The organism is Streptomyces sp. NPDC048419, from assembly GCF_043200415.1.
Taxonomy (GTDB): Bacteria; Actinomycetota; Actinomycetes; order Streptomycetales; family Streptomycetaceae; genus Streptomyces.
In genome coordinates, this window is sequence record NZ_JBICXT010000031.1 from 15,333 (window position 1) to 42,039 (window position 26,707).

General features: G+C 69.6%; 22 protein-coding genes. 7 read left to right on the forward strand and 15 right to left on the reverse strand.

Annotation, left to right across the window (positions count from 1 at the left end; translation table 11 throughout):
• Nucleotides 1-415 precede the first annotated feature (415 nt).
• Complete coding sequence (locus ACGFYN_RS40000) at nucleotides 416-3,226, reverse strand: helix-turn-helix transcriptional regulator (protein ID WP_393870915.1); 2,811 nt, start codon at nucleotides 3,224-3,226, stop codon at nucleotides 416-418.
• Nucleotides 3,227-3,438: 212 nt separating this feature from the next.
• On the opposite strand from ACGFYN_RS40000, the gene ACGFYN_RS40005 reads away from it, so the two are divergent.
• Nucleotides 3,439-4,968 (forward strand): 4-hydroxyphenylacetate 3-hydroxylase family protein, encoded by a 1,530-nt coding sequence (locus ACGFYN_RS40005; protein ID WP_393870916.1) that lies wholly within the window; start codon nucleotides 3,439-3,441, stop codon nucleotides 4,966-4,968.
• Between the two features lie 22 nt (nucleotides 4,969-4,990).
• Here the strand turns inward: ACGFYN_RS40005 and ACGFYN_RS40010 are convergent, their stop codons facing one another.
• Nucleotides 4,991-7,210: a LuxR C-terminal-related transcriptional regulator gene (locus tag ACGFYN_RS40010; RefSeq protein ID WP_393870917.1), complete on the reverse strand. Its 2,220-nt coding sequence runs from the start codon at nucleotides 7,208-7,210 to the stop codon at nucleotides 4,991-4,993.
• On the opposite strand from ACGFYN_RS40010, the gene ACGFYN_RS40015 reads away from it, so the two are divergent.
• On the forward strand, nucleotides 7,209-7,355 hold the full coding sequence (locus ACGFYN_RS40015; RefSeq protein ID WP_393870918.1) for a hypothetical protein: 147 nt from the start codon (nucleotides 7,209-7,211) through the stop codon (nucleotides 7,353-7,355). The two genes, ACGFYN_RS40010 and ACGFYN_RS40015, sit on opposite strands and share 2 nt — an antisense overlap.
• Here the strand turns inward: ACGFYN_RS40015 and ACGFYN_RS40020 are convergent.
• The 3 genes from ACGFYN_RS40020 to ACGFYN_RS40030 form a co-directional block, all read right to left on the reverse strand.
• Nucleotides 7,343-7,837 carry a flavin reductase family protein gene (locus ACGFYN_RS40020; RefSeq protein WP_393870919.1) on the reverse strand — a complete coding sequence of 165 codons (495 nt, stop codon included), beginning with the start codon at nucleotides 7,835-7,837 and terminating at the stop codon, nucleotides 7,343-7,345. The genes ACGFYN_RS40015 and ACGFYN_RS40020 overlap by 13 nt on opposite strands.
• Before the next feature lie 115 nt (nucleotides 7,838-7,952).
• Nucleotides 7,953-8,822: a dioxygenase gene (locus ACGFYN_RS40025; protein ID WP_393870920.1), complete on the reverse strand. Its 870-nt coding sequence runs from the start codon at nucleotides 8,820-8,822 to the stop codon at nucleotides 7,953-7,955.
• A gap of 112 nt (nucleotides 8,823-8,934) precedes the next feature.
• On the reverse strand, nucleotides 8,935-9,990 hold the full coding sequence (locus tag ACGFYN_RS40030) for a maleylacetate reductase (RefSeq protein ID WP_393870921.1): 1,056 nt from the start codon (nucleotides 9,988-9,990) through the stop codon (nucleotides 8,935-8,937).
• A 489-nt stretch (nucleotides 9,991-10,479) separates the two neighbouring features.
• On the opposite strand from ACGFYN_RS40030, the gene ACGFYN_RS40035 reads away from it, so the two are divergent.
• Both ACGFYN_RS40035 and ACGFYN_RS40040 read left to right on the forward strand, forming a co-directional pair.
• The gene (locus ACGFYN_RS40035; protein WP_393870922.1) at nucleotides 10,480-11,235 is read left to right on the forward strand and encodes an SDR family NAD(P)-dependent oxidoreductase; all 756 of its coding nucleotides are present in this window, start codon (nucleotides 10,480-10,482) and stop codon (nucleotides 11,233-11,235) included.
• Nucleotides 11,236-11,383: 148 nt separating this feature from the next.
• Nucleotides 11,384-12,262, forward strand: coding sequence for an ABC transporter substrate-binding protein (locus tag ACGFYN_RS40040; RefSeq protein WP_393870923.1), 879 nt, complete (start codon nucleotides 11,384-11,386; stop codon nucleotides 12,260-12,262).
• Nucleotides 12,263-12,319: 57 nt separating this feature from the next.
• On the opposite strand, the gene ACGFYN_RS40045 is transcribed toward ACGFYN_RS40040, so the two are convergent.
• From ACGFYN_RS40045 to ACGFYN_RS40075, 7 genes are all read right to left on the reverse strand, one after another.
• Nucleotides 12,320-13,381 (reverse strand): histidinol-phosphate transaminase, encoded by a 1,062-nt coding sequence (locus ACGFYN_RS40045; protein WP_393870924.1) that lies wholly within the window; start codon nucleotides 13,379-13,381, stop codon nucleotides 12,320-12,322.
• Nucleotides 13,382-13,383: 2 nt separating this feature from the next.
• On the reverse strand, nucleotides 13,384-14,403 hold the full coding sequence (locus ACGFYN_RS40050; RefSeq protein WP_393870925.1) for a 3-oxoacyl-ACP synthase III family protein: 1,020 nt from the start codon (nucleotides 14,401-14,403) through the stop codon (nucleotides 13,384-13,386).
• Nucleotides 14,400-15,053: an SRPBCC family protein gene (locus ACGFYN_RS40055; protein WP_393870926.1), complete on the reverse strand. Its 654-nt coding sequence runs from the start codon at nucleotides 15,051-15,053 to the stop codon at nucleotides 14,400-14,402. The genes ACGFYN_RS40050 and ACGFYN_RS40055 overlap by 4 nt, the downstream gene beginning before the upstream one ends.
• On the reverse strand, nucleotides 15,025-16,863 hold the full coding sequence (locus ACGFYN_RS40060) for a thiamine pyrophosphate-binding protein (RefSeq protein ID WP_393870927.1): 1,839 nt from the start codon (nucleotides 16,861-16,863) through the stop codon (nucleotides 15,025-15,027). Before ACGFYN_RS40060 ends, ACGFYN_RS40055 begins: the two co-directional genes overlap by 29 nt.
• A complete protein-coding gene (locus ACGFYN_RS40065) occupies nucleotides 16,860-17,939 on the reverse strand; it encodes a GlxA family transcriptional regulator (protein WP_393870928.1) in 1,080 nt (359 codons plus the stop codon). The genes ACGFYN_RS40060 and ACGFYN_RS40065 overlap by 4 nt, the downstream gene beginning before the upstream one ends.
• A gap of 210 nt (nucleotides 17,940-18,149) precedes the next feature.
• The gene (locus tag ACGFYN_RS40070; RefSeq protein ID WP_393870929.1) at nucleotides 18,150-19,403 is read right to left on the reverse strand and encodes a PP2C family protein-serine/threonine phosphatase; all 1,254 of its coding nucleotides are present in this window, start codon (nucleotides 19,401-19,403) and stop codon (nucleotides 18,150-18,152) included.
• A 489-nt stretch (nucleotides 19,404-19,892) separates the two neighbouring features.
• A complete protein-coding gene (locus tag ACGFYN_RS40075) occupies nucleotides 19,893-21,119 on the reverse strand; it encodes an MFS transporter (RefSeq protein ID WP_393870930.1) in 1,227 nt (408 codons plus the stop codon).
• A gap of 55 nt (nucleotides 21,120-21,174) precedes the next feature.
• On the opposite strand from ACGFYN_RS40075, the gene ACGFYN_RS40080 reads away from it, so the two are divergent.
• Nucleotides 21,175-21,537 carry a winged helix-turn-helix transcriptional regulator gene (locus ACGFYN_RS40080; RefSeq protein WP_393870931.1) on the forward strand — a complete coding sequence of 121 codons (363 nt, stop codon included), beginning with the start codon at nucleotides 21,175-21,177 and terminating at the stop codon, nucleotides 21,535-21,537.
• 371 nt (nucleotides 21,538-21,908) lie between these two features.
• On the opposite strand, the gene ACGFYN_RS40085 is transcribed toward ACGFYN_RS40080, so the two are convergent.
• Both ACGFYN_RS40085 and ACGFYN_RS40090 read right to left on the reverse strand, forming a co-directional pair.
• Complete coding sequence (locus ACGFYN_RS40085; RefSeq protein WP_393870932.1) at nucleotides 21,909-22,463, reverse strand: alpha/beta fold hydrolase; 555 nt, start codon at nucleotides 22,461-22,463, stop codon at nucleotides 21,909-21,911.
• A gap of 158 nt (nucleotides 22,464-22,621) precedes the next feature.
• Complete coding sequence (locus ACGFYN_RS40090) at nucleotides 22,622-23,251, reverse strand: TetR/AcrR family transcriptional regulator (RefSeq protein ID WP_393870933.1); 630 nt, start codon at nucleotides 23,249-23,251, stop codon at nucleotides 22,622-22,624.
• A 105-nt stretch (nucleotides 23,252-23,356) separates the two neighbouring features.
• On the opposite strand from ACGFYN_RS40090, the gene ACGFYN_RS40095 reads away from it, so the two are divergent.
• Nucleotides 23,357-24,091, forward strand: coding sequence for an SDR family NAD(P)-dependent oxidoreductase (locus tag ACGFYN_RS40095; RefSeq protein WP_393870934.1), 735 nt, complete (start codon nucleotides 23,357-23,359; stop codon nucleotides 24,089-24,091).
• Between the two features lie 205 nt (nucleotides 24,092-24,296).
• Nucleotides 24,297-25,697 (forward strand): GNAT family N-acetyltransferase, encoded by a 1,401-nt coding sequence (locus ACGFYN_RS40100; protein ID WP_393870935.1) that lies wholly within the window; start codon nucleotides 24,297-24,299, stop codon nucleotides 25,695-25,697.
• Nucleotides 25,698-25,794: 97 nt separating this feature from the next.
• Here ACGFYN_RS40100 and ACGFYN_RS40105 read toward each other — a convergent pair whose 3' ends face one another.
• Complete coding sequence (locus ACGFYN_RS40105) at nucleotides 25,795-26,706, reverse strand: LysR family transcriptional regulator (RefSeq protein WP_393870936.1); 912 nt, start codon at nucleotides 26,704-26,706, stop codon at nucleotides 25,795-25,797.
• Between the last annotated feature and the right edge of the window lies 1 nt (nucleotide 26,707).

The window sequence follows — 26,707 nt, forward strand, 5'->3', positions numbered from 1 at the left end:
AAGATGACGAGAGGTTAATGCGCAAATGCCCTATATCTGCTCGTCGGCACGCCGGATCGTCTGATCAACGAGCACGGGTGCCGTCGACCCGGCGGCCGGCCCAAGTCCCTTGTCCGGTCAGGGAATTGTGAGGTCGAACGCGGGGGTAGCCGCTCCGCGCAGAACCACCCGTGTGGCGGCTGCGAGCTTGCGGCGGGATAGGCCATTCCGGCCATGATCACAAAGCCGGCGCACCGCAGTACGCAGATGCTGCTACCTACGGGCCCATGGGGCCGGGGAGGACAAGGACATGGTGCAAGGTGGGTGCCGTGAAGTCCTCGCGTGAACCGGACGCGCCGGGCTGAGGAGTCTGCCATGGCGCGCCGTTCTACGGCTGTTGACGGTGGCGGAGTCGATCCCGTGGTGGTTCGATCGTTCAGGCGCCGGCGTCGCCGCTGACGCCGCGCTCGATCGCCAATCGGGTCAGTTCGACCCGTGAGTTGATGCCGAGCTTGGTGAAGATGTGTTTCATATGGGTGTTGACGGTGTGCACGGACACATAGAGCCGGTCGGCGATGGCCCTGTTGGTGAGGCCCTCGACGACGAGCGGGATGAGTTTGCTCTCGGATTCGGTCAGGTCCTCCCAATCCCGGCGGTTGCTCGTGTGGGTGTGCACGGGCGCGGTACGCACACCGAGGCGCCGCAGGCGACGCCTGATCCGCTCCTGATCGCGTCCGGCTCCGGAGGCAGCCGCCAGTTGGGCCGCTTCCTCGAAGTGGGCGATCGCAGCAGTGGTGTCGCCGGATGACGCCGTGAGTTCCCCGAGGTCCTCAAGGGCCGACGTCAGCGCGCCCGGCCTGCCCGTGCTCCGGTAGCCGGTGACCGCGGAAGCCAGTGCGCGGGGGTCTCGGTGGAGCAGGCCGTCCAGGTGGGCGCTCACCGCCACGACGATCTGCCGGCTCACGGCTTCTTCGGCCAGGTCGCGGACGACGCCGGCCACCGTTCGGCCGAGCAACCGGTCCCCACCGCGGAGCGCGATGCGTACGATCGCGGGCCAGTGGGAGGGAGGCAGCGCGAGCAGTCTCGTCGGTTCCTTGTGTGCGAAGCTGCCGGCGAGGATCGTCGCCGCTTCGCCGTCCTCGCCCTCGGCGTCTGCCAGGCAGGCGCCCGCGACAGCCAGCCAGGGGGCGTAGCGCTGGATGCTCGTGGCGGAGCCGGCTTGGGCGGCGCGGAGGTGGACCTTGGCCTTGAACAGGTCACCGCGTCTTGTCTCCACCAGAGCGAGCATCGCCCGGGCCTGCGGATTGGGCAGGGTGATCTCGAGTTCGTCCGCGACCATGAGGCTGGCCTCGGCTTCCACGGCGGCGTCGTCCAGCGCTCCCTGTTCGAGCAGCGCGCGGGCGCGGGCGGCGTGCCAGTGGGGCAGGGACCAGCCCAGGCCCAGCGCTTCCGCCTCGCGCTGTCCCTCCCGCAGCACTCGTTCGGTGTCCGCGAGCCGGTCGGTGAGGGTCAGGACGGTGGCGAGCCACAGCGCGGGAATTCGCGGGGGCCGCAGATAGAGGGCGCCGGACTGGTCGCCGGCGCGCCGGGTGGCCTGCTCGGCTCGTTCAAGGGCGTGGCCGAGGTGCCCGCGGTAGAAGAAGACCTGGGACTCGAACACCATGGCGCTGACGACGACGGCCGGGTCCTCGCTGCGGTAGGAGGTCTCGATCAGGCCGGGGCCGGTTTCTTCGGCAGCGGTGATGTCGCCCAGGTAGATGTGGCCCGTCGCCTTGGTCTTGAGCAACCGGACGCGAAGGTCGGAGGGCAGCGCGGGCAGGTCGAGCGCTTTTTGCAGGTGTGTCATCGTGGCGGCGACGTCGCCTGCTGCCTGGTGGATCTCGGCGGCCACCAGGCGCAGACGTGCCTCCTGCAGCGGCTCAAGGCCTTCCGGCAGTGTGGCGTCGACGAGGTCGAGTGCCTCGTGGACCCGGCGGGTGCGGCCGAGATACTCGGCGGCGTCGGTCAGCAGGACGATACGGCGCGGGTCGTGATGAGGCAGTAGGCCGGCGACCCGCTGGGCGAGGTCCGCGGCGGCGTCGGGGGCCGAGGCTGCCATGTCTCGTACGGCGGTGGTCAGGGTCTGTACGGCGTCCTCGTCGACCGGTCCCCCTGACATGACGACGTGCCAGGCCACCTCCGCCGGGCGGGCTCCGGTCCCGCTCAGGCACTCGGCCGCGTCCCGGTGCAAGGCGGTTCGCACGGCCAGGGGCAGGTTGTCGTGGACCGCCTGTCGTGCGAGGACGTGGCGGAAGGCCAGACGTGGGCCGTCGGCGGAGAGCAGACCGGAGTTGAGGGCAGCCTCGACGCCTGACAGGAGGCTGCCGACCTGCCTGCCCAGCATCCGTGCGGCGGTGCCGAGGTGGAACTCGCGGCCGAGGACGGAGCCGATCTGGAGAAGGTGCACGGCGTCTTCGGGCAGCCGGTCGACGCGCGCTGCCACACTGCGCCGGAAGCTGAGCGGAATGCCGTCGCGCAGCAGACTCCCGTTTCCGCTCCCGCTGGCCGTCTCCATTCTGGCGACGTCGGTGTCGGCGAAAGCGCGTGCCAGCTCGCTGGCGAGGAATGGATTGCCCTCGACGCCGCGCAGAAGTCTGGCGAATGCGGGGGACGGTGGCGCCTCGAGGATGTCGGCCGCGATGTGCTGCAACTCCGCCTGCGGCAGGGGGCCGAGGGTCAGCCACCGGGCGCCGAGGCGTTCGAAGTCCTCCCTGACCCTTGCCACGGTCGGTCGCTCGGTGTCGGACCGCACCGCCAGTACCCACAGGATGCGTGAGGCGGCCAGGCGTCCGGGCAGAGTCCGCAGCACGAAGAGGGTGGCGGGGTCCGCCCACTGGGCGTCGTCGACGAGTACGGCCACCGGAGCACGCTGCGCCCGGTCCTCCAAGGCGTCCGCGATGCTGTCCAGCAGCCAGAGCCGCTGATCGTCGGCGCCCGCGAGGCCGCCGTGGGAACCGCCCGAGGACTGCAGGGCGGACTGGAGGGCGGCTCCTGCGGCGTACTGGTCGAGTTCGTCGGCCCGCACCGAGACCACGTCGAATCCGGTCTGCCGGGCCATACGGTCCAGTTCCGCCAGCAGCCGGCTCTTGCCGACGCCTGCCGCGCCCTCCACGACGACGCAGGCGCCCCGACCGCCACGTACCGCGTCCAGTGCTTCACCGGCAGCCGTGATCTCACGGTCGCGTCCCCGCAGGAGCGGCCCGTTCATGGCGTGGCTCCCAGGCCCGCCAGCGCCCTCGCCCGCGGGGTCTGTGCTGTGCATGGGATCAGCATGACTCAGGCCTCGGTGGCCCTCAATGACAGTTCGGCGCCGATCGCTGCTTTCACCCGGGTGATTGCCGCTTCCCGGCCGTTGTCTCACCCTGTCGCGGCGCATGCTCCCTGCCAGCCGGATCTCTTGGCCCTGGAGAGGAGCACTACGTGCGTACAGGCAAGGAATACCTCGCAGCGCTGAACGACGGCCGCAAGGTGTGGGTGGGTGACGAACTGGTCGACAACGTGGCCACGCACCCCAAGACCCGGGCATACGCCCAGAGCCTCGCGGCTTTCTACGACCTTCACCACCGTCCGGACCTGCAGGACGTCATGACGTTCGTGGACGAGGACGGTGTACGGCGGTCCATGACGTGGTTCCAGCACCGCTCGAAGGACGACCTGCGGCGCAAGCGGCGGTACCTGGAGACGGTGCAGCGCGAACTGGGCGGTGGGGCGATCCCCCGCACACCGGACGTGAACAACTACGTTCTGCTGACCTACGTCGACGACCCGGAGCCCTGGAGCGGCCAGTCCGTCGGGACCGAGGGGAGGGACCTGACCGCGGGGGTCCTGGACTTCTGGAACGTGGTGCGGGACGGAGACCTCAACGTGCCGCCGGCTTTCGTCGACCCGCAGGCGGACCGCTCGCGGGATTCGGCGCAGGCGGAGTCCCCCGCCCTGCGGGTGGTCAGCACCTCGGACGAGGGCATCATCGTGCGGGGTGTCAAGGCGATCAGCACGGGCGCGGCCTTCGGGGACTGGATCCACATCGGCGTCTTCTACCGCCCCGGCATCGTCGCGGAACAGATCATCTACGGGGCCGTGCAGCCCAGTACCCCCGGGGTCACCATCATCTGCCGCGAGAGCAACGTCCGTGACGGCGAGGAGGTGGAGCACCCGCTCGCCTCGCAGGGTGACGAACTGGACAGCATCATCGTGTTCGAGGACGTGCTCATCCCCTGGAACCGCGTCTTCCACATCGGCAACCCCCAGCACGCGGCGTTGTACCCGCAGCGCGTCTTCGACTGGCTGCACTACCACTCGCTGGTGCGTGCGACGGTCAAGGCGGAGCTCATGCTCGGTCTGGCCCTCCTGGTCACCGAGCACATCGGCACCTACCAACTGCCGCCGGTCCAGGCCCGCATCGCGCGGTTCGCCGGCTTCCACCAGTCGCTCAAGGCGCATGTGGTCGGTTCGGAGGACCAAGGGTTCTTCACGCCCGGCGGCATCTTCAAGCCCAACGTCCTGATGTTCGACTTCGGGCGGGCGTACTACATCGAGCACATCACCGAGATGGTGCACGAGCTCATCGACCTGGCCGGCCGGGCCGCGCTCATCTACCCCACCGAGGGCCAGTGGCAGCAGCCCGAACTGCGGCCGTGGCTGGAGGCGCTGCAGACCGGGCCGGTCGGACGGCCGCACGACCGGCTGAAGATCAGCCGGGTGATCCGCGACATGTTCCTGTCCGACTGGGGCGACCGCATCGGCGTGTTCGAGAATTTCAACGGCACCCCCCTGCTGGCCATTCGCACGCTCACCATGAAGCGGGCCGAGATGTCTCCGGCCGGCGCCATGGCAGACCTCGCACGCAAGGTCTGCGGCATCGAGAACGTGAGCGACGACGAGGAGGAGACCGCGTACCGGTCGCAGGCGAACTACGCCCGACGCCAGGACGCCTCGCGCCAGGACGCCTAGGAGCGGATGGCCGGGGCCCGGGTCACAGCACACCGCACTCCCGGGCCCTGGCCACCGCCTCGCTCCGGTCGTGTGCGTCGAGTTTGCGGAAGATCGCACGTACCTGTGTCTTGACGGTGTTGTGGGACACGTAGAACTCGGAGGCGATCTCACGCAGCGTCAGCGTGCCGCACAGGGCGCGGAGTACGCGCCGCTCCCCCACCGACAGGTCTTGGGGGCGGGGGGCGGCGGGCGGGGTCGCGGTCACCTCGTCGGACCGGGCGAGCAGACCCGCCAGGATGCCGGGCGACTCGCACCGGTCCGCCGCGCGTTCGGCCGCCTCCCGGGCCTTCTGCACCGCGTCCGCGTTGCCCCGCACGCGCTCCAGTCGCGACCGTGTGAAGTGCCCCAGGGCGCACACGTGGGGTTCCCCGTCCATCCCGGGCGAGCCCGCCAGTGCCGCCTCCATCGCGGCAAGCATCCGTTCGGCCTCCTCGACACGTCCGTCCTGGAGGAGGACTCCGGCCCGTCCGACGTAGGCGGGCACCGAGACGAAGTGCCGGTCCAGGCCGACGGTCGTGATCTCCTTGAACGCCTCGTCGCCCAGGATGCGTGCGAGGTCGAGGTTCCCGGCCAGGAGCGCGCACAGCGTGCGAAGGCCCAGCGCGCGCACGAGAGCCAGAGCGTGCCCGGCGGCGTGGGCGTCGCGGGTGGCCTCACCGAGCAGTGACTCCGCCTCCCGCAACCGTCCGGTCCACAGCAGGGCGGTGCCCCGTGCCGTGCAGAGCAGGGCGCGCCAGGAGGTCAGCGGCAGCGTGCCGGTGAGGGCGGGCTCTCCGATGCGGTCGGCGGCCAGCACCTGCCCCTTCAGACAGCAGGCCATGCTCTGGGCGACGGCTGCCGCTGCGTCGACGGTGCTGCCTTCGCCGACCGTCTGTCGTCCCGTCTGCCTGAGGCGGGCCACCTCCACCCAGCGGCAGGCCGTCTCGGGGGCGCCGGCGGCGAGCGCCGTCATCGCCGACACGACGCACAGTCGCGCGTCGCCGGCCACCGTGCGGTGCGGCAGCAGGTCCAGCCACTGCGAGACCTGCGCACCTTGACCTGCCGACAGCGTCTCCTCCCAGGCGCCGAGGACCGATGCGACGGCCGCGGCCTCCTCGCCACCCAGCATCCAGTGCCGTATCGCCTCAGTCGTGCGGCCCTGCCGGGAGTACCACTGAGCCGCCGACCGGTGCAGCCCTGCGACGGTGTCCGCTCCCTCGGTGGCGAGGATGTCGGACAGCAGCGACGACAGTGCCCGATGACGCCGGTACGCCGGTGGCTCGGCTGCCACGCGCACGAACAGCTGCACGGTGCGCGACAGTTCACGCAGCACGGTCACTGCCCGATCGCCGGCGAGGGCCTGGCACGGCCCGGCACTCAGCTCGTCCAGCACGCTGGTGCGCAGCAGGAACCGGCGCTGTTCGGTGGTGAGCCGGTCGAACACCTCGCTGAGCAGATACTCGGTGACCGCCTGCCTGCCGCGGGCCACGAGCCCCTCGGTGTCGGCCTCGTCCGCGGCACGGGCCACGGTGCACCCCATGATGCACAGCCCCGCCGCCCAGCCCTCGGTCGCCTCGTACAGCGCTGCCGAAGTCTTCGCGTTGGGGACGGATCCGGCCAGGGAAGTGAGCAGCGTGCCTGCTTCCTCGGGGGTGAAGGCGAGGTCGCTCGCGTCGAGTTCGGCGATCAGCGCCCGGGCCCGCAGGGTCGGAAAAGGCCTGTCGGGAGCGTGCCGGGTCGACACGACGATACGAAAGCCGTCAGGCAGCCGGGTCAAGAAGTCCGCCAGGGTACCGACCGCGTCGGGGTCCGTGATGCATTCCAGTCCGTCGAGGATCAGTGTGAGCGGTTCCGCCGCACCCAGGGCGGTCACCAGGGCCGGAAGGGTCTCGCCGAGCCAGGCGGCGACCGCCCACTCCCCGTCGTCGAGGTGGGCGGGCAGTTCCGGTCGTGCCTGGTGCAGCGCGCGCAGGATGCCCGTCCAGAGCCGGTCGGGGGCGTTGTCGCGGGCGTCCAGACTGAGCCAGGCCCCTGCGCCGCGCGCCAGCAGGCCCCGCGACCACTCGGTCAGCAGCACCGTCTTGCCCGCGCCGGCAGGCGCGGAGACCACCAGCACGGGCTCGGTCGTCTCGTCGAGCCGACGCAACAGGCGTGGCCGGGTCAGCAGATGCGGAGGCTGTGGCGGTGGTTGCAGCTTGAAAGCGGGCACGGAGCTGGTCATGGCACTTCCCGTGTGGTGGGTCGGGACGAGCGGAGCCCCCGACGGCCGTGGGCTCGCCTCGCAGGAGCCGGACGTCGGGGGCGGACGGGACGGTGGCATGGGGCGCGCCAACTCCCGTGAGGCACATGGCCGTCAGGGCCGGTAGGTGGCCCTCAGGGCGCCGAAGTCACCGGCGAAGTGGACCAGCGGCCGGCACTCCATCCGGTGTGAGCAATGGCGGACGTCACCCACGAAGATGGTGTGATCGCCGCCCGGGAGAGCCTCGGCGACATCGCACACGACGGCTGCGATCGCGTCCTTCAGTATCGGAACGCCGTGGTCGTCGATGGTCTCGATGCCCGTGAACTTGTCCGGTTTGGAGGCGGCGAAGTTCCGCGCCAGGTGCTCGGCGTCCTCGCCGAGGACGTTGACCGCGAAGCGACCGTGCTCCGCGATCGCGGTCCGCGTGAAGAGGTGGTTGCCGATACAGACGAGCAGTTGAAGCGGGGCCAGGGACAGGGCGGACACGGCGCTCGCGGTCATGCCGATGGGCGTGCTTCCGGCGCGTGTGGTGATCACGCTGACACCGGTGGCGAGCCGGCTCATCGTGGCTCGGAAATCGACGGTCGTTTCGAGGGTTTCGGTCATCGGGAGACCTCCGTGGAGAACGGAACGGGCGTGATCTGTCACGGGACACGGGTTGGCTCACGGTCCCGGGTGGTGCGTCGGCGGCCATGCCGTCCGAGCGGTGGGCCGGCTGGGCTCAGCGCGCGGGCAGCGGCTCGAGCACGAAGGTGCGGCGCAGCAGGGTGTACGGCACCTCGGTCAGGCCCCGGCAGGGACCCGCGTCGGCCGCGTAGGTCTCGTAGGCCTCCACCAGCGACTCCTTGACGCCGAACACCGGGTCCGCGTCGAGGTACGGGTCGTCGGCGGGGAAGAGCATCGTGGTCACCCGCTGGAACCCCGCGGCCTCGATGAGCAGGTGCACGTGTGCGGGACGCATGAGCGACCTGCTGGTCGCGCTCATGAGTTCGCCCACCGGGCCGTCGCCGGGGATCGGATAGCTGGACGGCCGTATGGAGCGGAAACCGAAGTTTCCCGACTCGTCGGTCCGGAACAGCGCGCGCATGGCGGGGTCGACCTGGCCGGGCACCTCCATGTCGTAGTGACCGTCCGCGTCGCTGTGCCAGACGTCCACCGCGGCGCCGGGCACAGGTGCTCCGGCACGGTCCACGACCTGGCCCTCGAAGAACAACGGCGTGCCGGGCAGGCCTCCTGAGATGTCGGCGTTGTCGGCGTGGCGCGGCCTGTCCTCCCTGAAATAGGGGCCCAGGACACTGTTCTGCGTGGCCTTGGCCTCCCGCCGGTTGCTGAGCGCGTCGACCAGCATGGTGACGCCCAGTACGTCGGAGAGCAGGATGAATTCCTGGCGGGTCGGTGTGCAGGTGTGGCCCGTGCGGGTCAGGAAGTCCACCCCTGCCGCCCACTCGTCCTCCGTCAACTCGACGTCACGGACGACGTCGTGGAGGTGCCGCACGAGTGATTCGAGGATCTCCGCGTGGCGGGGGTCCTTGGTCTCCCGCATGGTCGAGATCACGGCTGGGGTGATGCCGTCGCTGGTCAGATCACGCATGGCGCGCTCCTGTGGTGAGGGGGTGTTCGGTCGCCGGGTCGATGCGCGGTTCGCGAGGGTCGGCCCGCGGTTCGCGAAGGCCGGTAGTCGCTTCGTGAGAGTCGGGCGGCATTCACGGTGCCTCGCCGGCCCAGGCCCGGGTCAGGAAGGTGCGGACGGCGTCCCGGTCGACGGGGCGGGGGTTCCAGTAGCCGTTCTGCACGATGAGTTCGGCGGCCTGCTCGATCCCCGATTCGGGCATGCCGAGGTCCCGCAGTGCCGTGGGTGCGCCCAGTTGGCCGCCGAGCTGGAACAGGGCGTTCGCCGGGGCGTCCCCCGGCAGCGCCTGGGAGATGCGTGCCATGGCTTCGCCCGCGGCCGGAGCGTTGAAGGCCACGACGTGCGGAAGGACGACGGCGTGGGTCTGTGCGTGCGGGAGCCCGAAGGTGCCGCCCAGCACATGGCACACCTTGTGGTGCAGCGCCATGCCCACCGTGCCCAGGCACGTGCCCGCCAGCCAGGCCCCGTACAAGGCGTCGGCCCGCGCCTCCGTGTCGTCCGGGCGTCGCACGATGCGGGGAAGGGATCGGACGAGGGCATCGAGGGCCTCGCCCGCCATCAGGAAGGCGACCGGGTCCCGGTCCTCGGCGTACAGGGCTTCCGCGGCGTGCGCCATGGCGTTCAGGCCGCTCACCACCGATACCGCGGGCGGGAGCGTGAGCGTCAGATCGACGTCGTACACGACCGTCCTGAGCAGCACCTCGGGCAGTCGCCTGGTCTTCTTCCTGCGGCCTTCGGTCTCCCCGAGGATCGGCGTCATCTCCGAACCTGCGTAGGTGGTGGGGAGCGCCAGCTGCGGCAGACCGGTCCGCGCGGTGATCGCCTTGCCCAGGCCGATCGTCGATCCGCCGCCGACGGCGAGCACCGAGTCGGCTCCCAGGGACCCGGCGTGGGCGACCGCCTTCTCGGTCACCTCGACGGGGGTGTGCGGCGCCGCGGCGGTGAAGGTCCCCGCGGCCGCCGTACCCAGCAGGTCGGCGCACTGGTCCGCCTGGTCCGCCTGGTCCGGCGTCGACAGCACCAGCACGCGCCGGCATCCGAGGACATCGGCCTCTTCGGGAATTCGATTGCGGGTGCCGCTCCCGAAAACCACTTTGGTGACCTGCCCACGGTGCACGAATGTCTTCATGATGATGTCCCCGGTCCCGCGTTCCTTAATGGTGGAAAGAAGCGTTGCCCCGGAAACTCCGCGCGTCAACGGAATCTGTGAGAAACAACGGGCCTCAACGCGAGAATCCCTTGTTCGCGCGACGGGCACGGGGGGATCGGCCCAGGCATCGCCTGCGAAATCACCCATCTAAGCGATGCCGAAGCACCGAGTGGTGTTGGATTCTGGCTACCGGCGCCGACGGAAAGGGCCCACATACGCACGTGCGTCCAAACGGCACCGCACCCGGGATTTCCGTGATGCTCGAAAAGCGTCGCAGGGCACGCCGAATTCTTGTCCATTACCCATAGGCACAGGATTGCGTGGGCACGCGTGGCGGAACGCCGAATGAAAAGTAATGCACAAGGTGGTCGCCGCGGTGAGGGAGGCGGTGGCCGACGTGCCGGACGGCACCTCGCCGGCCGCGGGCGGTTTCGGGCTGATCGGACGACGAAAAGGAGAGGCGAGCCCATGACAGGGACGACCGGCAGGGTGGCGATGGTGACAGGGGCCAGCAGCGGAATCGGTGCGGCCACCGCGCGCGTTCTCACCGAACGCGGCATGCGGGTGGTGGTCAACTACCTTTCCAGCAGCGATGCGGCGGAGGCTGTCGTGGCCGACATCGAAGCCGCGGGTGGTCGGGCCATGGCCGTGCAGGCCGATGTGCGCGAGATGGCAGCAGTCCAGCACATGGTCGAACGGGTACGTGCGGCCTGGGGCGGCGTCGACGTGCTCGTGCACAACGCGCTCATCCCGTATGCGGTCAAATCCTTCCAGGACATGACGTGGGAGGAACTGGGCGGCAAACTCGACGCCGAGATGCGTGCGGCGTTCGCGGTCACCAAGGCGGTTCTCCCCACCATGACCGAACAGTCCTGGGGACGCATCATCTATCTCGGCACCGGCCTCAGCCGCCGGCCCCGCGCGGGCATGATCGCGCTGGGCGCGTCCAAAGCCGCGCTGGAGCAGTTCGCCCGCTACCTCGCCCAGGAACTCGGCCCGCTGGGAGTCACGGTCAACGTCGTCGCGCCCGGGCCGGTGGAGTCCCGTATCGCCGATGACGTCCTCGACGACGCGACGAAGCAGCGGCAGGTGACCGCCACTCCCCTGGGCCGCCTGGCACACCCTGCCGACGTCGCCCATGCCGTCGCCTTCTACGCCGACGAGGACAACGCGTTCATGACGGGAACCACCGCCGCCGTCAACGGCGGCATGGCCATGTACTGAGCGCAGACCGCTTCCGCACACGGGACACCCCCTCCCTGGTCCGGCCGCCGGTCGGACCGTGACCGGCACACCGCCGCCTGACAACCGAAGCCGCCGCGCGTGTGTGGCGGAGACAGACACAGACGGCGACACGACCAAGGACGCGTTCATGTACACGATCGATCTCGCCTACGTCGGGCGTGGCCTGCATGAGGAACTGGCCGCCCACATAGCCGATCAGGAGGACTACTACGCCGACGAGGGCGTGCATGTCGCCCTGCGCGACGGCTGCACCTGGGACGAGGAGCGGCTGCGGCGGGGGGCCACCATAGGGCTCGGTCGGGCACTTCTGTCCCGGCTGACCGACGGCACCCCCTGGGTCGGGCTGAACGTCAACACCCACCGCCCGCTCTTCTGGTTCCTCGCCCGCCCCGGCCTGAACTCCCTGGCCGACCTGGCGGGCCGCCGGCTGGCGGTCCACGCCCCCCACACCGCGCCGGGGTGCTTCACCCGGATCGTGCTGCGCAAGGCCGGCCTGGATCCGGACCATGACGTCCGGACCATCGTCCGCCACCCCGGGGACTACGGCATGGACCTGCGCCGGCTGCGCGCCGGCGAGATCGACGCCGCCCTGGTCGGAAGCACCATCGCGCCGGAGGCGGTGGCGGCCGAGTACGGCTGGCGGGTGCTGGCGTGGATGGGCGACCACTTCCAGATCCCCACCGTGGGCCTGGCCGTGGACACCACCTACACCGACCCGGAAGATCCCGCGGTGCAGGCCGTGCTGCGAGCACACCGGCGTGCGCTGAAGGTGATTCACCACGACCCCGACACCACGGTGCACCATATGCAGACATTCCTCGGTGGTCACACGGCAGAGGAGGCCCGCGTGCACTACGACAGGTTCATCGCACCGCACTTCACACCCGACGGCCAGGTCGACCCCGCCATCGGCGACGCCGCCATCTCCGCGGTCTCCGCCGAACTCGCGGTGCCCGTGTCCTTCACCGCGGCCGAGTTCTACCGCACCGCGCCGACGGCCACGTAGCGTCGCGCGATCTCCTTCACGGCTCCGAAATCTGCAGGCCCCTGCCGCCCACCGGCCTCAGTGGTACGCGCCGACCGCCCCGTCCTGTGGTGCGGTCGATGCGCCCCTGCGGGACGCTTCCCGCCGGCTCACTCCCGCCAACGCGGCGAGCACGGTGTCGTTGGCCTCGCGGCTGCCGACGGTGAGCCGCAGTCCCTCGCCGGGGTAGTGGCGAGCCTGGACACCGGCAGCGGTGAGTGCCGTGGCGCCCTCGTCGACGGGATCGGGGGCGGCGAGCCAGAGGGAGTTGGCGTGGCCCGGGCGTATGTGCCAGCCGTGCTGGACGAGTTGGTGGTGCAGCCGGTCGCGTTCGGCGATGACGGTGTCCACGCGTCGGCGCAGTTCGCCGACGGCGAGCAGCGATGCCTTCACTGCCGCCGTTGCCACCGCGTTGACACCGAACGGCAGTTGTTGCCGGCGCATTCGTGCCACCAGGTCGGGCGCGCCGAGTCCGTAGCCGACCCGCAGGGCGGCCAGGCCGTACGCCTTGGAGAAGGTGCGCAGGACCAGCAGGTTGGGGTGGTCGGCCAAGAGGGTGGGAGTGTCCGGCAGGTCGGCGTCACGGGCGAACTCCACGTACGCCTCGTCGAGGAGCACGGTGACGTGTCGGGGGACCTGTCGCAAGAACGCCGACAGCGCGTCGGCGGTGACCAGGGTCCCGGTGGGGTTGTGCGGATTGCACAGCACCACGACGCGGGTGCGGTGGTCGAGCGCCGCGAGCAGGGCGTCCAGATCCTGGCTCCCGTCCGGGGCCAGCGGTACGGGGACGGGTTGGGCGCCGACCATGTCGGCCAGCAGGGGATACGCGTCAAAGGTGCGCCAGGCGTAGGCCATGGTGTCGCCCGGCTCGATGACAGCCTGCAGCAACTGAAGGGCCACTCCCACCGATCCGCTGCCGACCACGACGCGGTCGGGGCTCACCTGGCACCAAGCGGCGATCCGCTCGGTGAGGTCGTCGGGGTAGAACTGCGGGTACCGGTGGGCCTGTTCAACGGCACGTTGCATCGCCTTGCGGACCGAGGGCAGCGGGGGGTACGGGCTCTCGTTCAGGGCGAGTCGGTGCAGCACGGAGGTGTTCACCGTCAGCCCCTCCCGCCATGCCAACGGACCGCGGCGGCACCGGCGAAGTCGCCGGCATGGGCGAATCCCCCGAGGACCACCAGGTCGCCGTCCTCGACCTGCTGTGAGCGGATCGCGCGGTCCAGGGTGATCGGGATCGCCGCTCCGAACAGGTTGCCGTACTCGTCGAAGGTGTTCAGATGCCGTTCGGCGGGCAGTTGCAGAGCTTCTCGCCAGTTCCGCAGGAAGGTGCGGTTGGGCTGGTTGGTGATGAGGCGGTCGATGTCGGTGGTCGCCACGCCGAGCCGCCGGCACAGGTCTGTGACCACCTCCGGGACGAGGCGGTTGCCGCGTGCCAGGACCTTGGCGACGCTGGCGTCGGTGAATCCGATACGCAGTTGGGACTCCCCCGGCTCCCAGTACTTGCGTCCGTCGTCGACCGCCACGGTCATGTCCCCGGCGTACTCGCCGACATGCCGGGTCTCCACGTCGAGCACCGGACTGTCGGCCGACGTCGTCACATATCCCACGCCGCAGCCGTCGCCGGGGATCGCGGCCTGGGCGAGCCGGCGTACCTCGGACTGGGTGAACCACTGGCCCGCGGCGCTCTGTGCGTTGCAGACCAGCGCGGTCTTCGCGTCGGTGGTGCTCAGGATCTGCCGCGCCAGCTTCAACATGTACACGAAAGACGCGCAGCCCGCGTTGGCCACGTCGACGAGCCACTCCGGGTTCAGGCCGAGCCTGCGTGCCACCTCGGTGCCGGCGCCCACGAACGGCAGGTCCGGCAACTGGCTGTGCACCAACAGCACGTCCACACTTCGGATCTCGTGCGCGCCATGGCGTTCGATCAGGGGCTGCACGGCGCGCTCGACCATGTCCGCGTTGGTCTCGTCCGCCGCCACGTGGTGCCGCAACGGCGGGACCTTGAACATGGCGTGGCTGCGCAGCTTGTCCTCGGCTCCGGGGTACCCGGTGTAGAAATCCGCGGGGACGGGCTTGCCGGGCAGGTAGCTTGCGACGTCGGTGAGGCTGACCGTGGTCACTGCGCCACCGCCCTCACCGGAGCCACGCTGACCGGCAGGCCGTTGCGGTGGCGGTGTTCCAGGATCGCCTTGAGGTTGTTCATCTCCACCGTGTGCCCCGCGTAGAAGAGGTCCCAGAAGTCGCCCACCCAGGGCCGGTCCGGGCGAGGAGTCATGTCGGGGTGCGGGTTGTCGTCGTAGTAGGGGTGGCGGCAGTTGGTCCAGGTGATCACCGATCCCGGCTTGTCGAGCACCAGGCGAGCCGGGACGACGCGCATCAGGTAGATCATCCACAGCTTGTCGCCCTGGTCCCAGGAGCAGTGGTAGTCCACGGTCATGGCTTCGGGATTGGCGACCACCTTGCAGTAGATCCTGGTGTCGTCCTCGAGCCGGTCGAAGCCGGCCCACAGCCCCGGTGTGCCGGAGGGCGCGAAGTCCCGCAGGCTGCACGTCCACTCCTCCAGGTGGTGGCCCTGGCGCAGGTACTCGTACACCTGCTCCGGGGGGCAGTCGACGTACTCGTGGATGGTGCAGTACTGCCCGTAGACCTGATGGTGGGGATAGACGGCATGGGTGAGCTCCATGCAATGGGCCGTCAACTCCTCCTTGCCCGGGTTCTCGATCCGCATCAGACCCGGGATGTCAGCCAATGTGGACGACGCCTCGCTCATGGGAACTCTCCTTGTTGTCGGTGGCTTTGGTGCCCCGGGTGCCTTCGATGAAGGACTGGAAGGGGCGGAAGGGCGGGATCTCGCCTGGGTCGCAGTCCAGCGCGACGAACGCCGGGCCTGCGCCCGCGTTGCTGCGCAGCAGGGCACTGCGCAGGTCCGCTGCGTGGTCGGCCCCTGTGACCTCCAGGGACGGGAAGGCAGCGGCCATGCCGGCGGCGAGGTCGGTCCGGGAGAACAGGTCGTCGCTGCGGACGCCGCCCTGGAGGAACTCCTCACGTACCGCGCACATGGCGTGGGCGTTGTTGTTGAAGATGACGAAGGTCACGGGCGCGGCGTACTCCACGGCCGTGTGTACTTCCATCCCGTGCATGAAGAAGGCCCCGTCCCCGGCGAGTACGTAGGTGCGTCGGCCGGTGGCGAGCGCGGCGCCGATTGCGGCACCGAAGGTGTAGCCCATGCCTCCCATACCGACCGCCAGCACGAAGCGGCCGTGGCGCGGTGCCGGGAGGTGATGGACGGCGCTGGCCCCTGCGTTGCCGGCGTCCACGAAGACGTGCGCGTCGTGTGGGAGTGCCGCCTGCACCGCGGCGACCGCCTGGGTGTAGGGGATGGTGCGGCCTCGGGCCTGAGAATCCGGGCTCGGCATGACGGTGGGGACAGGGCCGGCGTGCTGAGGGCAGGCGCGCGGTCGCGGCGGGAGGCGGCCGGTCACCGCGCGCAGAGCATCCGGCAGATGCGCGACCAGTGCGGTGCCCGGCACGAACGGCGGTTCGGGACCGAGGCACACGACTTCGGCGGCGGCCAGGGCCCGTTCAAGACCACCCCGTGCCAGTGACGGCAGCCGCGTGCCGACCAGCAGGCACACGTCGGCCCGCTGCAGACAGTCTTCGACGTTGGCGTGGCCCATCACCCCGGCTACGCCTGCGAATCGGGGATCACTGTTGTCGAAGACGTCTTTGGCGTCGGGGGTGACCGCCACCCACGCCCCCAAGCGCCGGGCCAGTTCGGCCAGTTCAGCGCGGACTCCCGTGGCGGCGACGTCTTCACCGGCGATGACGAGGACGCGGTCGGCCCGGCGAAGGATGTCCGCCACGGCGGTGACGGCCATGGTGTCGAGCCGCGCCACCGACGCCGTCTGCACCGGCGTCGGTACGCCCCGCGTCGGTTCGCCCGACGCCGGTACGCCCGCCTTCGGTTCGCCGGCCTGCGGTTCGCCCGCCGTCCGTGCCGCGCCGCGGCCCGGTAACCGGATCCGTGCCTGCTGAACGTCCTTGGGCAGCAGCAGGACCGCCGGCCCTCGCGGATCGGCCTGTGCCGCCGCCATCGCCCGGGGCAGCAACTCCGTGAGCGAGTCCGCGTCATCGACCCGCGCGCAGAACCGGGAGACAGGTGCGAAGACCTCCCGGGCGTCGAAGGAGCCCGCCTTGCCGCTGGTGTCCTGGAACGCCCCGTGGCCCTCCTGGCCGGTCGGCGGCTGGCCCACCAGGGCCAGCACGGGCACCCGGGAGGCGTACGCCTCGGCCAGGCCGGGCAGGAGATTCATGGCGCCACCGCCCGAGGTGGCGGCAACGACGCTGAGCCGCCCGGTGGTTCGGGCGCATCCGTCGGCCATCGTGACGGCGGAGAACTCGTGTTTGGCGACGACGCCGTGGATGGCGTCGGCGCGGTGCACGGCGTCGTACAGGTCCTCGATGTTCGCGCCGCCGACCCCGAACAGGTGGGTGACGCCGGCCCGGGCGAGCTCCCCGGCCAGGTAGTCGACCAGGCGTACCGTTCCTGCCTCGGTTAAGTCCGCGGTCGTCGCCGTCATAGGGGGCTCCTGTCGGTCTCGTGGTGCGGGTCGATGAAGCCGGATGGCGAGATGAGCTGAAAGCGGTGCCGGTATTCCTTCGGGGTGAGTCCCAGGGTTCGCCCGAAGGAGCGGAAGAAGGTCTCGGGGGCGGCGAATCCGCAGCGGCGGGCTATCTGGCCGATCGTCAGATCGGTGGTTTCCAGCAGCTCGCGGGCGCGGGCTATACGCGTGCGTTCGATGTACTGGCCGGGGGTCGTGCCCGCCTCACGCCTGAAGACCCGGGCGAAGTTGCGCAGGCTCATGTTGGCTCGCCGGGCGATCTCGGCGACGGGTAAGGGGTTGTGCAGATTGTCCAGAATCCACTCCTGCGCTGCCCGGATCGGCGGATGGTCGGCCAACTGGGCGTCGAGGACGGCGCTGAACTGCGACTGTCCTCCGTGCCGCTTGAGGAACAGCACCAGAAACCGTGCCGTCTGCAGCGCGAGCGCCGCACCGTGATCGGCCTCCACCAGAGCCAGCGCCATGTCGATCCCCGTCGACACGCCCGCGGAGGTCACAAAGGGGCCGTCCCACACGAAGATCGGCTCGGCGTCCACCTTCACGTCCGGATAGCGGTGGGCCAGCGCCTCGCTGTATGCCCAGTGCGTGGTCGCGCGTCTGCCGTCGAGAAGACCGGCCTCAGCGAGCAGAAAGGATCCGCCGCATACGGAGGCGACTCTGCGGGACCGGGCCGCCGCCTGACGGATCCAGGAGACCAGCGCCTGGTCCTGAAGTGCGCTGTTGAGGCTCCATCCGCCCGGCACGAGGAGCGTGTCGATCGGGCCCTGCCCCGCCTCCAGCGGCGCGGCTTCCACCACCATTCCGGAACTCATGCGCACCAGTGGCGCGTCGGCGGATACGAAGTCGATCCGGTACCGGGCGTCCTCCGGGCCAAGGAACCGGTTGGCGGTATCGAACACTTCCATGGGTCCGGTGATGTCCAGCGCCATTGCGCCCGCGTACACCACCACCACAACACGTCGCTCTAACACGATCACAGCCTGTATCGACCTTAGGACTGGCTGCAATGACAGATCATTGACGTATCCGGCCATCGCGCGGCCGCCGAGTGCGCAATAGCGGTGCCGGCCAGGCAGTTCGTACCCAGAACGGAGCACGGCGGGTGAGGCAGCTCACAGGGCGCAGACTGCGCCACCACTCCCCGGGCGAAATGCAAGTTCAACGGTCAACGTCAGCGACCTGTAGCTGAGGACGCGGCGGACGGCTCGTCGCTGCAACCGCCGTACTCCTACAGGTGGTTCCTCTCACAGGCGAACGACGATAAGGGCGATGTCATCACGACCGCCGCCGGCCACATCGAGGCGGGCCAGCAGTGTGTCGGCGAGCTGTTCCGGCCCGAGTCTGGCGCACTCACCAAGGACGCTCATCAAGCGGTTCAGGCCGGTGTCGATGTCCTCCTCGCGGCGTTCGATGAGACCGTCGGTGTACAGCACCAGGCTGTCGCCGAGCGTGTACTGGATGCTGGCCTGCGGACGGGGCACGTGCTGCGGCCGTGCGCCCAGTGGCGGGTCGGTGGCCTGGTCCAGCAGCTCGCACCGGCCGTCGGGGTGCACCAGGATCGGGGGCGGGTGGCCGGCGGTGCTGTAGGTGATCAGCTTGCTGCGCCGGTCGACGATCGCCTTCACCGCGGTGGTGCCCAAGGCGCCCTCGATGGAGCGGGCATACAGCCCCAGCACTTCCAGGGCTTGGGCGGGACGTTCCAAAGCGCGGATGGCTGCGGACAGCGCACTGCGCAGCATGCCCATGACGGCTGCGGCCTCGAGGCCGTGGCCGATGACGTCTCCGACGGCCAGAGCGAGCCTGTCGGGTGGGATGTCGACGACGTCGTACCAGTCGCCGCACACGTTCAGCGAACCGATGGCGGGCAGATAGCGCACCGCGACGTCCTGTGCGTGGTGGACCAGGTCGGGGGCGTGGAGCATGGCCTCCTGCAGCGTGACGGCGACCTCGCGTTCGCGGGTGTGGGCCTTTCGCAGTTCCTCGTTGAGGCGCTGCAGCTCCCGCGCCCGCGCGTACAGCTCCGCCTCCAGGGCCTGGGCGGTCTCCCAGGACTCACCGACGCGCGTCTCGGCGGGGTGACCGCTCTGGTGGGCTTTGACGAAGGCGGTGACGTCCTCCACCCGGTGAATGATCCACGCTACGTCGCCGTCCGATCCCAGCACCGGGGTGTTCACCGGCGACCACCAGCGTTCTTCGAACATCCCCGGTCGGTGCATGACGGGGATGTCGTACTTCTGCAGCGCCATCGTGTCCGGCTCGCGGGTGGCCAGAACGCGGTGCAGCGAGGCGCTCAGATTTCGTACGCCGTCCGCGTCCGGGTCCGCCGGATTGTCGGGGAACGCGGTGAAGATGTGCTGGCCCAGGAGATCTTCCCGACTCCGTCCGGTCGCTTCGAGGTAGGCACGGTTGACGTCCACGATCACCAGGTCCGGGCCCAGCACCAGATACGGGCTGGGCGTGGCGGCGAACAGGGCCACGTGATCGACCTGCGCTGCCATCTCGCCACTCCTCGTTCCACTACACCGGTGGCCCCGTCTCCTACCTAGGTTCCACCCGCGCCTACCTACGTTCCACCCGACTCTGCGGACAACCACCGCCGCGGCTTCCTTGTATGGCGTGCAGGTGGTCTGGATGAGATCGCGCACGGTGACGCGCTCGCGACCGCCGTATCCCGTGAAGTCTCGCCGGACGCCGGTCCGGGACTGCCAGGACCAGCGGCCGGGCCGCACGGTCCTGGCCAGGCTTCTACCCTTGACCGCGTTCAGGCGGTCGTCAGCTCCGGCCGGAGCGAGATGCCCGACCTGCCGTGGACGATCTGTTCAGGTTCTCGAGGTTCTGGGCGAGCGAAGCTGCGGTGAAGTCCTTGCCGATGTCGGCTTCGACGCCGGTCAAAGCTCCAGTGTCACAGTCAGCGGTTGACGGCAACGCCTCCAGCGCAGCCCACTACGGCCGTCATGGCCCGACGCAACCCGCACCGTCAAAGATCTCTAGACATCCCCGATGCGGCTCCGCGCCGCCGGCACCGTCCTGCCGATCACGGTGGCGAGCGTCGCTCCGAGGACACTGACGCAGACCAGGGTCAGCCAGATCGCGGCTGCCCCAGTGGACAGCAACCCGGAGAACGCCATCGGGGTGATCGTTCCTGCGAACGTCACGGCGAGCTGGTTGAGGGCCAGGTACCGGCCGCGGAGAGCGTCCGGGGCGCTCTCCGCGGCGATCGTCGATGCGATGGGGCCGCCGAGGATTTCACCGAGGGTGTAGCTGCTCGCACCGAGCAGTACGACGGCGACCGCGAGGGCGAGCACGGTCGCGCGGCCGGCGGCGAGGAACAGGAGGTAGCCGGCGGCGAAGCAGGCGTGTCCTGCGACGAGGACGCGACTGCGGACTCGCCCCCTGAGCCGACCGACGACGACGCCCTGGCCGAGGCCGACCATCAGGGTGTTCAGCGTGAAGACCGCCCCGGCCGTCCAGCCCGGCAGTTCCAGCACGTCCACGGCGTAGACCGGTAGCGCGATGTTGAGGGCGAACAGCGAGACGGCGAAGCACAGTTGATGTCCGACGAGTGGCAGGTATCGCCGGTCCCGGAACACGCGCCGCCAGCCTCCGGCAGCGTGGCGGACCGCTTCCGGACGGGTGTTCGGTACCGCCCGCATCAGGGCGAAGGCGGCGACATAGGACATGGCATTGATGGCCACGATCGCGGCGTAGACGCCGTGGGTACCGATGCTGACGGCGACGGCGGAGAGAAGGCCGCCGAGTGCGTACCCGAGGTTGCGTACCGATCCGAGGAGGCCGAACCACCGCTCGCGTTGACCGGGCGCGGCCAGCGCCGTGACGGTCACGCCGTAGCAGCCGAAGAACACTGCCCTCCCAGCACTGTTCAACCACGCGAAGATGACGATCTGCCAGGTTTGCCCCACGACGAGATACCCGGCGAAGCCGAGCGCCTGGGCCAGGTTTGCCGCTTGCAGCAACGGCTTGGCACCGTACCGGTCGACCAGTCCTCCGATCAGAGGACCTGCCGGGAGCGCCAGCAGCCCGGCCGTCGTCAGCGCCGCGCCCACCTGCACCAGCGTCAGCGAGGTAGTGGCCAGGAAATACAGCATCGAAACGGGAATGAAGACGCCGGTGCCGATCGAGTCGATGACGATCGCCGCGACGAAACGGCCATGTCGAGCCATCGAGGGACGGACCGCGGAATGGGATATAGCCACGGCACGGACGGTATATATTCTATACCGGTATCCACAACGCTACCGGGAGTCGTGCATGGGCAAGGCCTACAACGTCATGGCCGCGACCTGCCCCAGTCGCACCGTCCTGCATCGCATTGGGGCGCGCTGGACGGTGTTCGTCGTGAACGCACTCGACGCCAGGCCGATGCGATTCACTGAGCTCAAGGCGCACATCCGGGGGATCACACCCAAGGCGCTCACCGAGACGCTTCGCGCGATGGAGTACGACGGCCTGATCTCTCGCACGGAGTTTCCCGCGAATCCCCCGCACGTCGAGTACGCCCTCACCGACCTCGGCCGGTCACTGCTGATACCCCTACGTGCCGTCCGGGAATGGGCCGAGCGCCACGTCCCCGACATCGAACGCGCCCACGCGCAAGCCGACTCGCAACGCTGACGTGGCTCGCCGATCCGGCTACGAACCGCGCGACCCGGCCATCGCGTCGGGCAGGTCTGTTTCAGCGGGAGCGGCGCCAGGCGGAGGGCGCTGACGCGGGCTGCCGCCAAACGAGGCGACCCAGCTCGCCATGGGCGGCAGAACCGCCCATGGCCCAGCAGCGCACCCTGACCTTCTTCAACGACCACCCCGGACAGGGCATCCGCATCCCCGACCTGTGGTACGGCCGGCGCCCGTCCACGGGGACCCGGCGGAGCCCCTGAAGGCTCGGGTCGGCGCGCGACGGCCCCGAATCACAAACGGCCGCTCAACACCCCTGCTTTGAGGCCCTGATCGACGGCGAGGCCCCGACGTGGACCGCGCACGGCACTTCACACAGGGCTGATCGCCATGGCCACTTCGCTCAGGTCGTTGTTCAACTGGTGATCGCGCCCGGGCAGCCGGTGCACCTGCGCCTGCGGAATCACCCGGCCAAAGAGCTCGGCATGCGCCGATGGGGCGGTTTCGTCCTCGAGCCCATGGAACACATACACCCGCGCGCCATGCGGAAGCCTTGCGCCGAGGTCGCCGGGGAGCTCGAATTCGTCGCCTGGCCAGCCTCCCGCGCCGACGAACGGGGCGGCGATCAGCACGATCGCCGCAAGCCTCCGCTGCGGCGGCTGCTCGCCGAGCACATGGATGAGGATCGTCCCGCCCACGGAATGGCCGACCACGACCGCGCCATCCTCCAGGTCCGCCATCTCGCGCCGGATCACCGGGCTCCACCGGGCGTAACTCGGGTCGTCCTCGTCGGGCATGCGCGGGTAGCGGACCTCGTACTCGCCCCTGAGTTCTCGACTCAGGCTGCTGACCAGCTTGTCGTCCCATTCGTCGTGCACGCTCGCGCCGCCGCCCTGGATGAACAGGATCTGCTGGGTCCGTGTCATGGCAGTCGTCCTTTGCGCCCTTGTGTCCACCCGGTCGTCGTCCACGGCAGAGGAACTGCCCTCACAGCGCGTGGGCGCAGTCCTGACCGCCTCTTCTTTGCGCCAGGACGTGCTCGCCTCGGGGCAGTCCTTCAGGCGATGCGGCACAGTCCACTGCGTCAAGCGCGTGTCGTGTGCGATTCGATGTGAGCGAGCATCGCGTCCAAGGCCACCTCCAACGGCCTTACCTGGCGCTGCAGCTGAGTAATCAGAAGACCCCCCTGGAGTGCGGCGAGGGTGGCAAGGGCGAGCTCTTCCGGGTCGCTGTCGAGTTCGCCGCGGTCATGCATGGCCTGCAGGCCGGAGCGGATGGCCGCCTCCCAGCGCAGGAAGCCGGTGGCGGCGGCGAGCCGGGCCTCCGGATTCGTCTCGGCAACCTCGCTGCCGAGGGAGCCGATCGGACAGCCGCCTCGGCACTGCAGCCGCAGCTGGTACTCGACCAGGGCGTCCCGCCAGCGCCGTAGGCCCTCCATCGTGTCCAGGTCGGCGAAGAGCGGCTGCTGCATGTCGAGCACCGACTCCGTCTGGTACTCGATCACCGCCAGCAGCAGCGCCTGCTTGTCCGCGAAGTAGTGGTAGACCTGCGAGCCGCTGACTCCGGCCGCGGCCCGCACGTCCTCGAGGGTCGCCTCCGTCACGCCCCGCTCGTACATGAGCTGTGCGGCCGCGGCGACGATCCGGCGTCGCGTCTCCTGGCCTTTGCGGGTGAGCTTCCGCTCCTGCCGCGCTGCCTCTGTCCGGGTCCCCATGGTCGTAGAGCCTAACAGTTTTTGGATTGGACAACCCATTTTTGCATCAGCATTGTGGGTCACGCAATCCATTCCGCGGGCGGAACCTCTCGAAGGACCTAAGCAATGGAACTCAACAACAAGCTCGCCCTCGTCACCGGTGCGACCGGCGGCATCGGCAGCGAAACGGCCCGCCTGCTGGCCGCTCAGGGCGCCGAGGTCGTCGTGTCCGGCCGCGACGCGGAGCGCGGAGCGGCGACCGTGCGCTCGATCACGGACGCCGGGGGCCGGGCCCGTTTCGTGGCAGCCGACCTCACGGACCTGACCTCTCTGCGCCGCCTCGCCGAGACGGCAGGCGACGTGGACGTGCTGGTCAACAACGCGGCGATCTTCCCCGGCGCACCGACCGTGGACCAGGACGTCGACACCTTCGACACCGCGGTCGCGGCCAACATCCGCGCACCGTACTTCCTGACCGCGGCCCTGGCCCCCGCGATGGTCGCCAAAGGCGCCGGCAGCATCGTCAACGTCAGCACCATGGCCGCCCGGATCGGCATGCCCGGACTGTCCGTGTACAGCGCGACCAAGGCGGCCCTGGAGTCGCTGACCCGCACCTGGGCGGCCGAATTCAGCCCGGCCGGGGTCCGAGTGAACACCGTCGCCCCCGGCCCCACCCGCACCGACATGGTGCTCGCCACGGTGGGCGAGGAGGGCGCCGGACAGTTCGCCAAGACCACGATCCTCGGTCGTCTCGCCACGCCTCGCGAGATCGCGGAGGTGATCCTCTTCCTCGCCACGGACCGGTCCGCCTACCTCACCGGCGCCACCATCGCCGCCGACGCCGGCCGCACCGCCGCATGACCTCCGACGCCGCTCCGGAACCCTGCGGGCCAACGCCCCGCTCCCGGAGCGGCGTTGGAGCGCCCCACGGGCGCGGACCCTACGCCCCGGAACCGTAAGGATTTCGGCCCCTCCGGCCGGGGAGACACAGCTAGCCTCGGAGCATGAAGGTGGAAACAGAATGCAGGCGGACGTGAACCGGTTGCCGCTCTTCTGTGATGTCGCCATGGCGCGACGCATCGAACGCGTCGAAGCTCAGCTCATGGCCGCGGCGACCCACGCCGCCTGCCTGCGCAGGCCGGACGAAGGCGGTTTCGTGACGCGGGTGGCCGGCGGGATCGCCACCTTCGCCGAGGACGGCTCGCCCTTCAACAAGATCGCCGGACTCGGATTCGAGGGCGTGCCCGACGCGGCCTTGCTCGACGACATCGAGCAGGCCTACGCCGTTCGTGGTGCCCCCGTGCACGCGGAGGTCTCGGAGCTGGCCGATCCTGAGATCGCCACCCTGCTCACGGACCGCGGGTACCGGCTGGACTCGTTCGAGGACGTGCTGGGACTTGCCCTGGAGGGCGCGTACGAGCGAGTGGTTCCCTCCGGAATCGAAATCCGGTTGTGTCGCGACGACGAGTTCGACGCGTGGCTTGACGTGGTGACCGACGGCTTCGCCCATCCCGACGCACAGGGCGTTCCCTCGCACGAGGACTTCCCGCGCCAGGTCCTGGCGAATGCGGAACGGGACTTCGCCGCGGCCGGCGTGGTGCACTACATCGCTCTGTGCGACGGCACCGTGGCCGGAGGCGGCAGCCTCCGCACGGCGGACGGCGTCGCACAGCTCACAGGGGCCGCGACCGCTCCTGCGCACCGTCGACGCGGCGTGCAGACGGCTTTGGTCTCGGCGCGACTCGCTGATGCTGCCGCCGCCGGATGCGACATCGCCGTCGTGACCACCCAACCTGGTTCCAGGTCCCAACAGAACGTGCAGCGCCGGGGATTCGACCTGCTGTACGCCCGTGCCGTTCTGGTGAGGCAAGTTCCACCCAGCGGAGCAGTGGCTCGTCCCGTTGCGTCGGCTGCCGGTGCACGCGGCCATACGGCGTACGCGGCCCAAGGGCCGTGGGCCCAGGGCCCGGACGAGGTGAACGTAGAGCTGTATGACGGTCCACGGGACAAGCTCAGGCCGCTGTTCGAACTGGCCGAGGATTCACCGACGCAACTCGCCTCCTACATCGAGGGCGGGCGCGTACTCGTCGCCTTGCAAGGAACGGATGTGGTCGGCCATCTGCAACTGACGGCGACCGACCAGGCCGGCGCCTTCGAAATCAAGAACATGGCCGTACGGGAGGACCTTCAGCGCACCGGTGTGGGCCGACGTCTCGTGCACTGTGCGATCGACCTGGTCTCGCGTGAGTCGGGACAACGGGTGCTGGTCGCCACCGCCGCGGCGGACATCGGCAACCTCCGCTTCTACCAGCGCCTGGGATTCCGCATGCAGTCGGTCGAACGGGATGCCTTCACCACCCGCACCGGCTATGCACCCGGGACCCTCATCGACGGCATCGAACTACGCGACCGAGTCCGGCTCGACTACCTCGTCTGTGCCCGGTGCGGGTCGGAACGCCCTTCTTGAGCAACACACCTGGGTCCAAGATCGTCACAACACGACCCTGGGGATCTGCTTCATCGCCTTGGCCAACGGCCCGCAGCCCCCGGCCAGTTGGCGGCCATCACCGCCCCGCCATGTCAGGTGGCCTCTGACGTGGCGCTGCGACGGCACTACGCAGTGGTGCGCCGCGCAGTGCCGTAGTGGCGGCCTGCGCGAACGAGCGGACCAGCGGGTTCGTGTCGCCTTCGGTCCAGGCCACCACCGCACGGCTTGGCTCCATGTCGACCAGCGGCACGACAGCGAGACCTGCTCCCGGCTCGTGGTTCACGAGCGTGATACCGACCGTGCCGTTCCACAGAACGGCCTGCCGGCACTCTTGGACCGCGCGCACGACTGGCCCCTCGCGGCGCTCCCCGCCGTTCCAGTACGACTGCCAGAGGGGGTCGGTGCCTTCCGGGAAGACGAACCAGCGGCGGTCGGCCAGGTCTTCGAGGTGCAGGGCGTCACGGTCGGCCAGCGGGTCGTCGGCCCGCAGCAGTGCTCCCACCGGATCGGCACGCAACTCGCGTATGGTCAGGCCGGTTTCGTCGAAGGGCGCGCGGGTGAGGGCGATGTCGACCAGCCCGGCGTGCAGTCCGCAGGTGGGGTCGGCCAGGCTGGTCTCGCGGACGCGGACTTCGACGTGGGGGTGCCGTCGGCGGTAATCGTCCGCAAGCCGCCGGATGCCGGGATCGGCGCTGTCGCCGAGGAGACCCACGGTGAGGGATGCCGCTCCGGCCGCCGCGGCGACACGTACGTGCATCCGGTCGGCCTGGTCGAGCAGACCGCGCGCCTCCTCAAGCAGCACCGCCCCCACCGAGGTGAGCGAGACACCGGCGGACGACCGGTCCAACAGCACCGCGCCGACATCCCTCTCCAGCTGTTTGATCGCCCGACTCAGCGGCGGCTGGCTCATGTGCAGCCGAGCGGCCGCCCGGCCGAAGTGCAGCTCCTCGGCGACCGCCACGAAATAACGCAGCGTTCGTAGCTCCATG

Bases quoted from the DNA above. Each gene is read 5' to 3' on its own strand.
- ACGFYN_RS40040 (WP_393870923.1), top strand. From the start codon at position 11,384: ATGTACACGATCGATCTCGCCTACGTCGGGCGTGGCCTGCATGAGGAA.
- ACGFYN_RS40015 (WP_393870918.1), top strand. From the start codon at position 7,209: ATGGCACTTCCCGTGTGGTGGGTCGGGACGAGCGGAGCCCCCGACGGC.
- ACGFYN_RS40020 (WP_393870919.1), bottom strand. From the start codon at position 7,837: ATGACCGAAACCCTCGAAACGACCGTCGATTTCCGAGCCACGATGAGC.
- ACGFYN_RS40065 (WP_393870928.1), bottom strand. From the start codon at position 17,939: ATGGCCGGATACGTCAATGATCTGTCATTGCAGCCAGTCCTAAGGTCG.
- ACGFYN_RS40035 (WP_393870922.1), top strand. From the start codon at position 10,480: ATGACAGGGACGACCGGCAGGGTGGCGATGGTGACAGGGGCCAGCAGC.
- ACGFYN_RS40010 (WP_393870917.1), bottom strand. From the start codon at position 7,210: ATGACCAGCTCCGTGCCCGCTTTCAAGCTGCAACCACCGCCACAGCCT.
- ACGFYN_RS40070 (WP_393870929.1), bottom strand. From the start codon at position 19,403: ATGGCAGCGCAGGTCGATCACGTGGCCCTGTTCGCCGCCACGCCCAGC.
- ACGFYN_RS40095 (WP_393870934.1), top strand. From the start codon at position 23,357: ATGGAACTCAACAACAAGCTCGCCCTCGTCACCGGTGCGACCGGCGGC.
- ACGFYN_RS40080 (WP_393870931.1), top strand. From the start codon at position 21,175: ATGGGCAAGGCCTACAACGTCATGGCCGCGACCTGCCCCAGTCGCACC.
- ACGFYN_RS40030 (WP_393870921.1), bottom strand. From the start codon at position 9,990: ATGAAGACATTCGTGCACCGTGGGCAGGTCACCAAAGTGGTTTTCGGG.
- ACGFYN_RS40090 (WP_393870933.1), bottom strand. From the start codon at position 23,251: ATGGGGACCCGGACAGAGGCAGCGCGGCAGGAGCGGAAGCTCACCCGC.
- ACGFYN_RS40085 (WP_393870932.1), bottom strand. From the start codon at position 22,463: ATGACACGGACCCAGCAGATCCTGTTCATCCAGGGCGGCGGCGCGAGC.
- ACGFYN_RS40055 (WP_393870926.1), bottom strand. From the start codon at position 15,053: ATGAGCGAGGCGTCGTCCACATTGGCTGACATCCCGGGTCTGATGCGG.
- ACGFYN_RS40000 (WP_393870915.1), bottom strand. From the start codon at position 3,226: ATGAACGGGCCGCTCCTGCGGGGACGCGACCGTGAGATCACGGCTGCC.
- ACGFYN_RS40105 (WP_393870936.1), bottom strand. From the start codon at position 26,706: ATGGAGCTACGAACGCTGCGTTATTTCGTGGCGGTCGCCGAGGAGCTG.
- ACGFYN_RS40025 (WP_393870920.1), bottom strand. From the start codon at position 8,822: ATGCGTGATCTGACCAGCGACGGCATCACCCCAGCCGTGATCTCGACC.
- ACGFYN_RS40100 (WP_393870935.1), top strand. From the start codon at position 24,297: ATGGCGCGACGCATCGAACGCGTCGAAGCTCAGCTCATGGCCGCGGCG.
- ACGFYN_RS40060 (WP_393870927.1), bottom strand. From the start codon at position 16,863: ATGACGGCGACGACCGCGGACTTAACCGAGGCAGGAACGGTACGCCTG.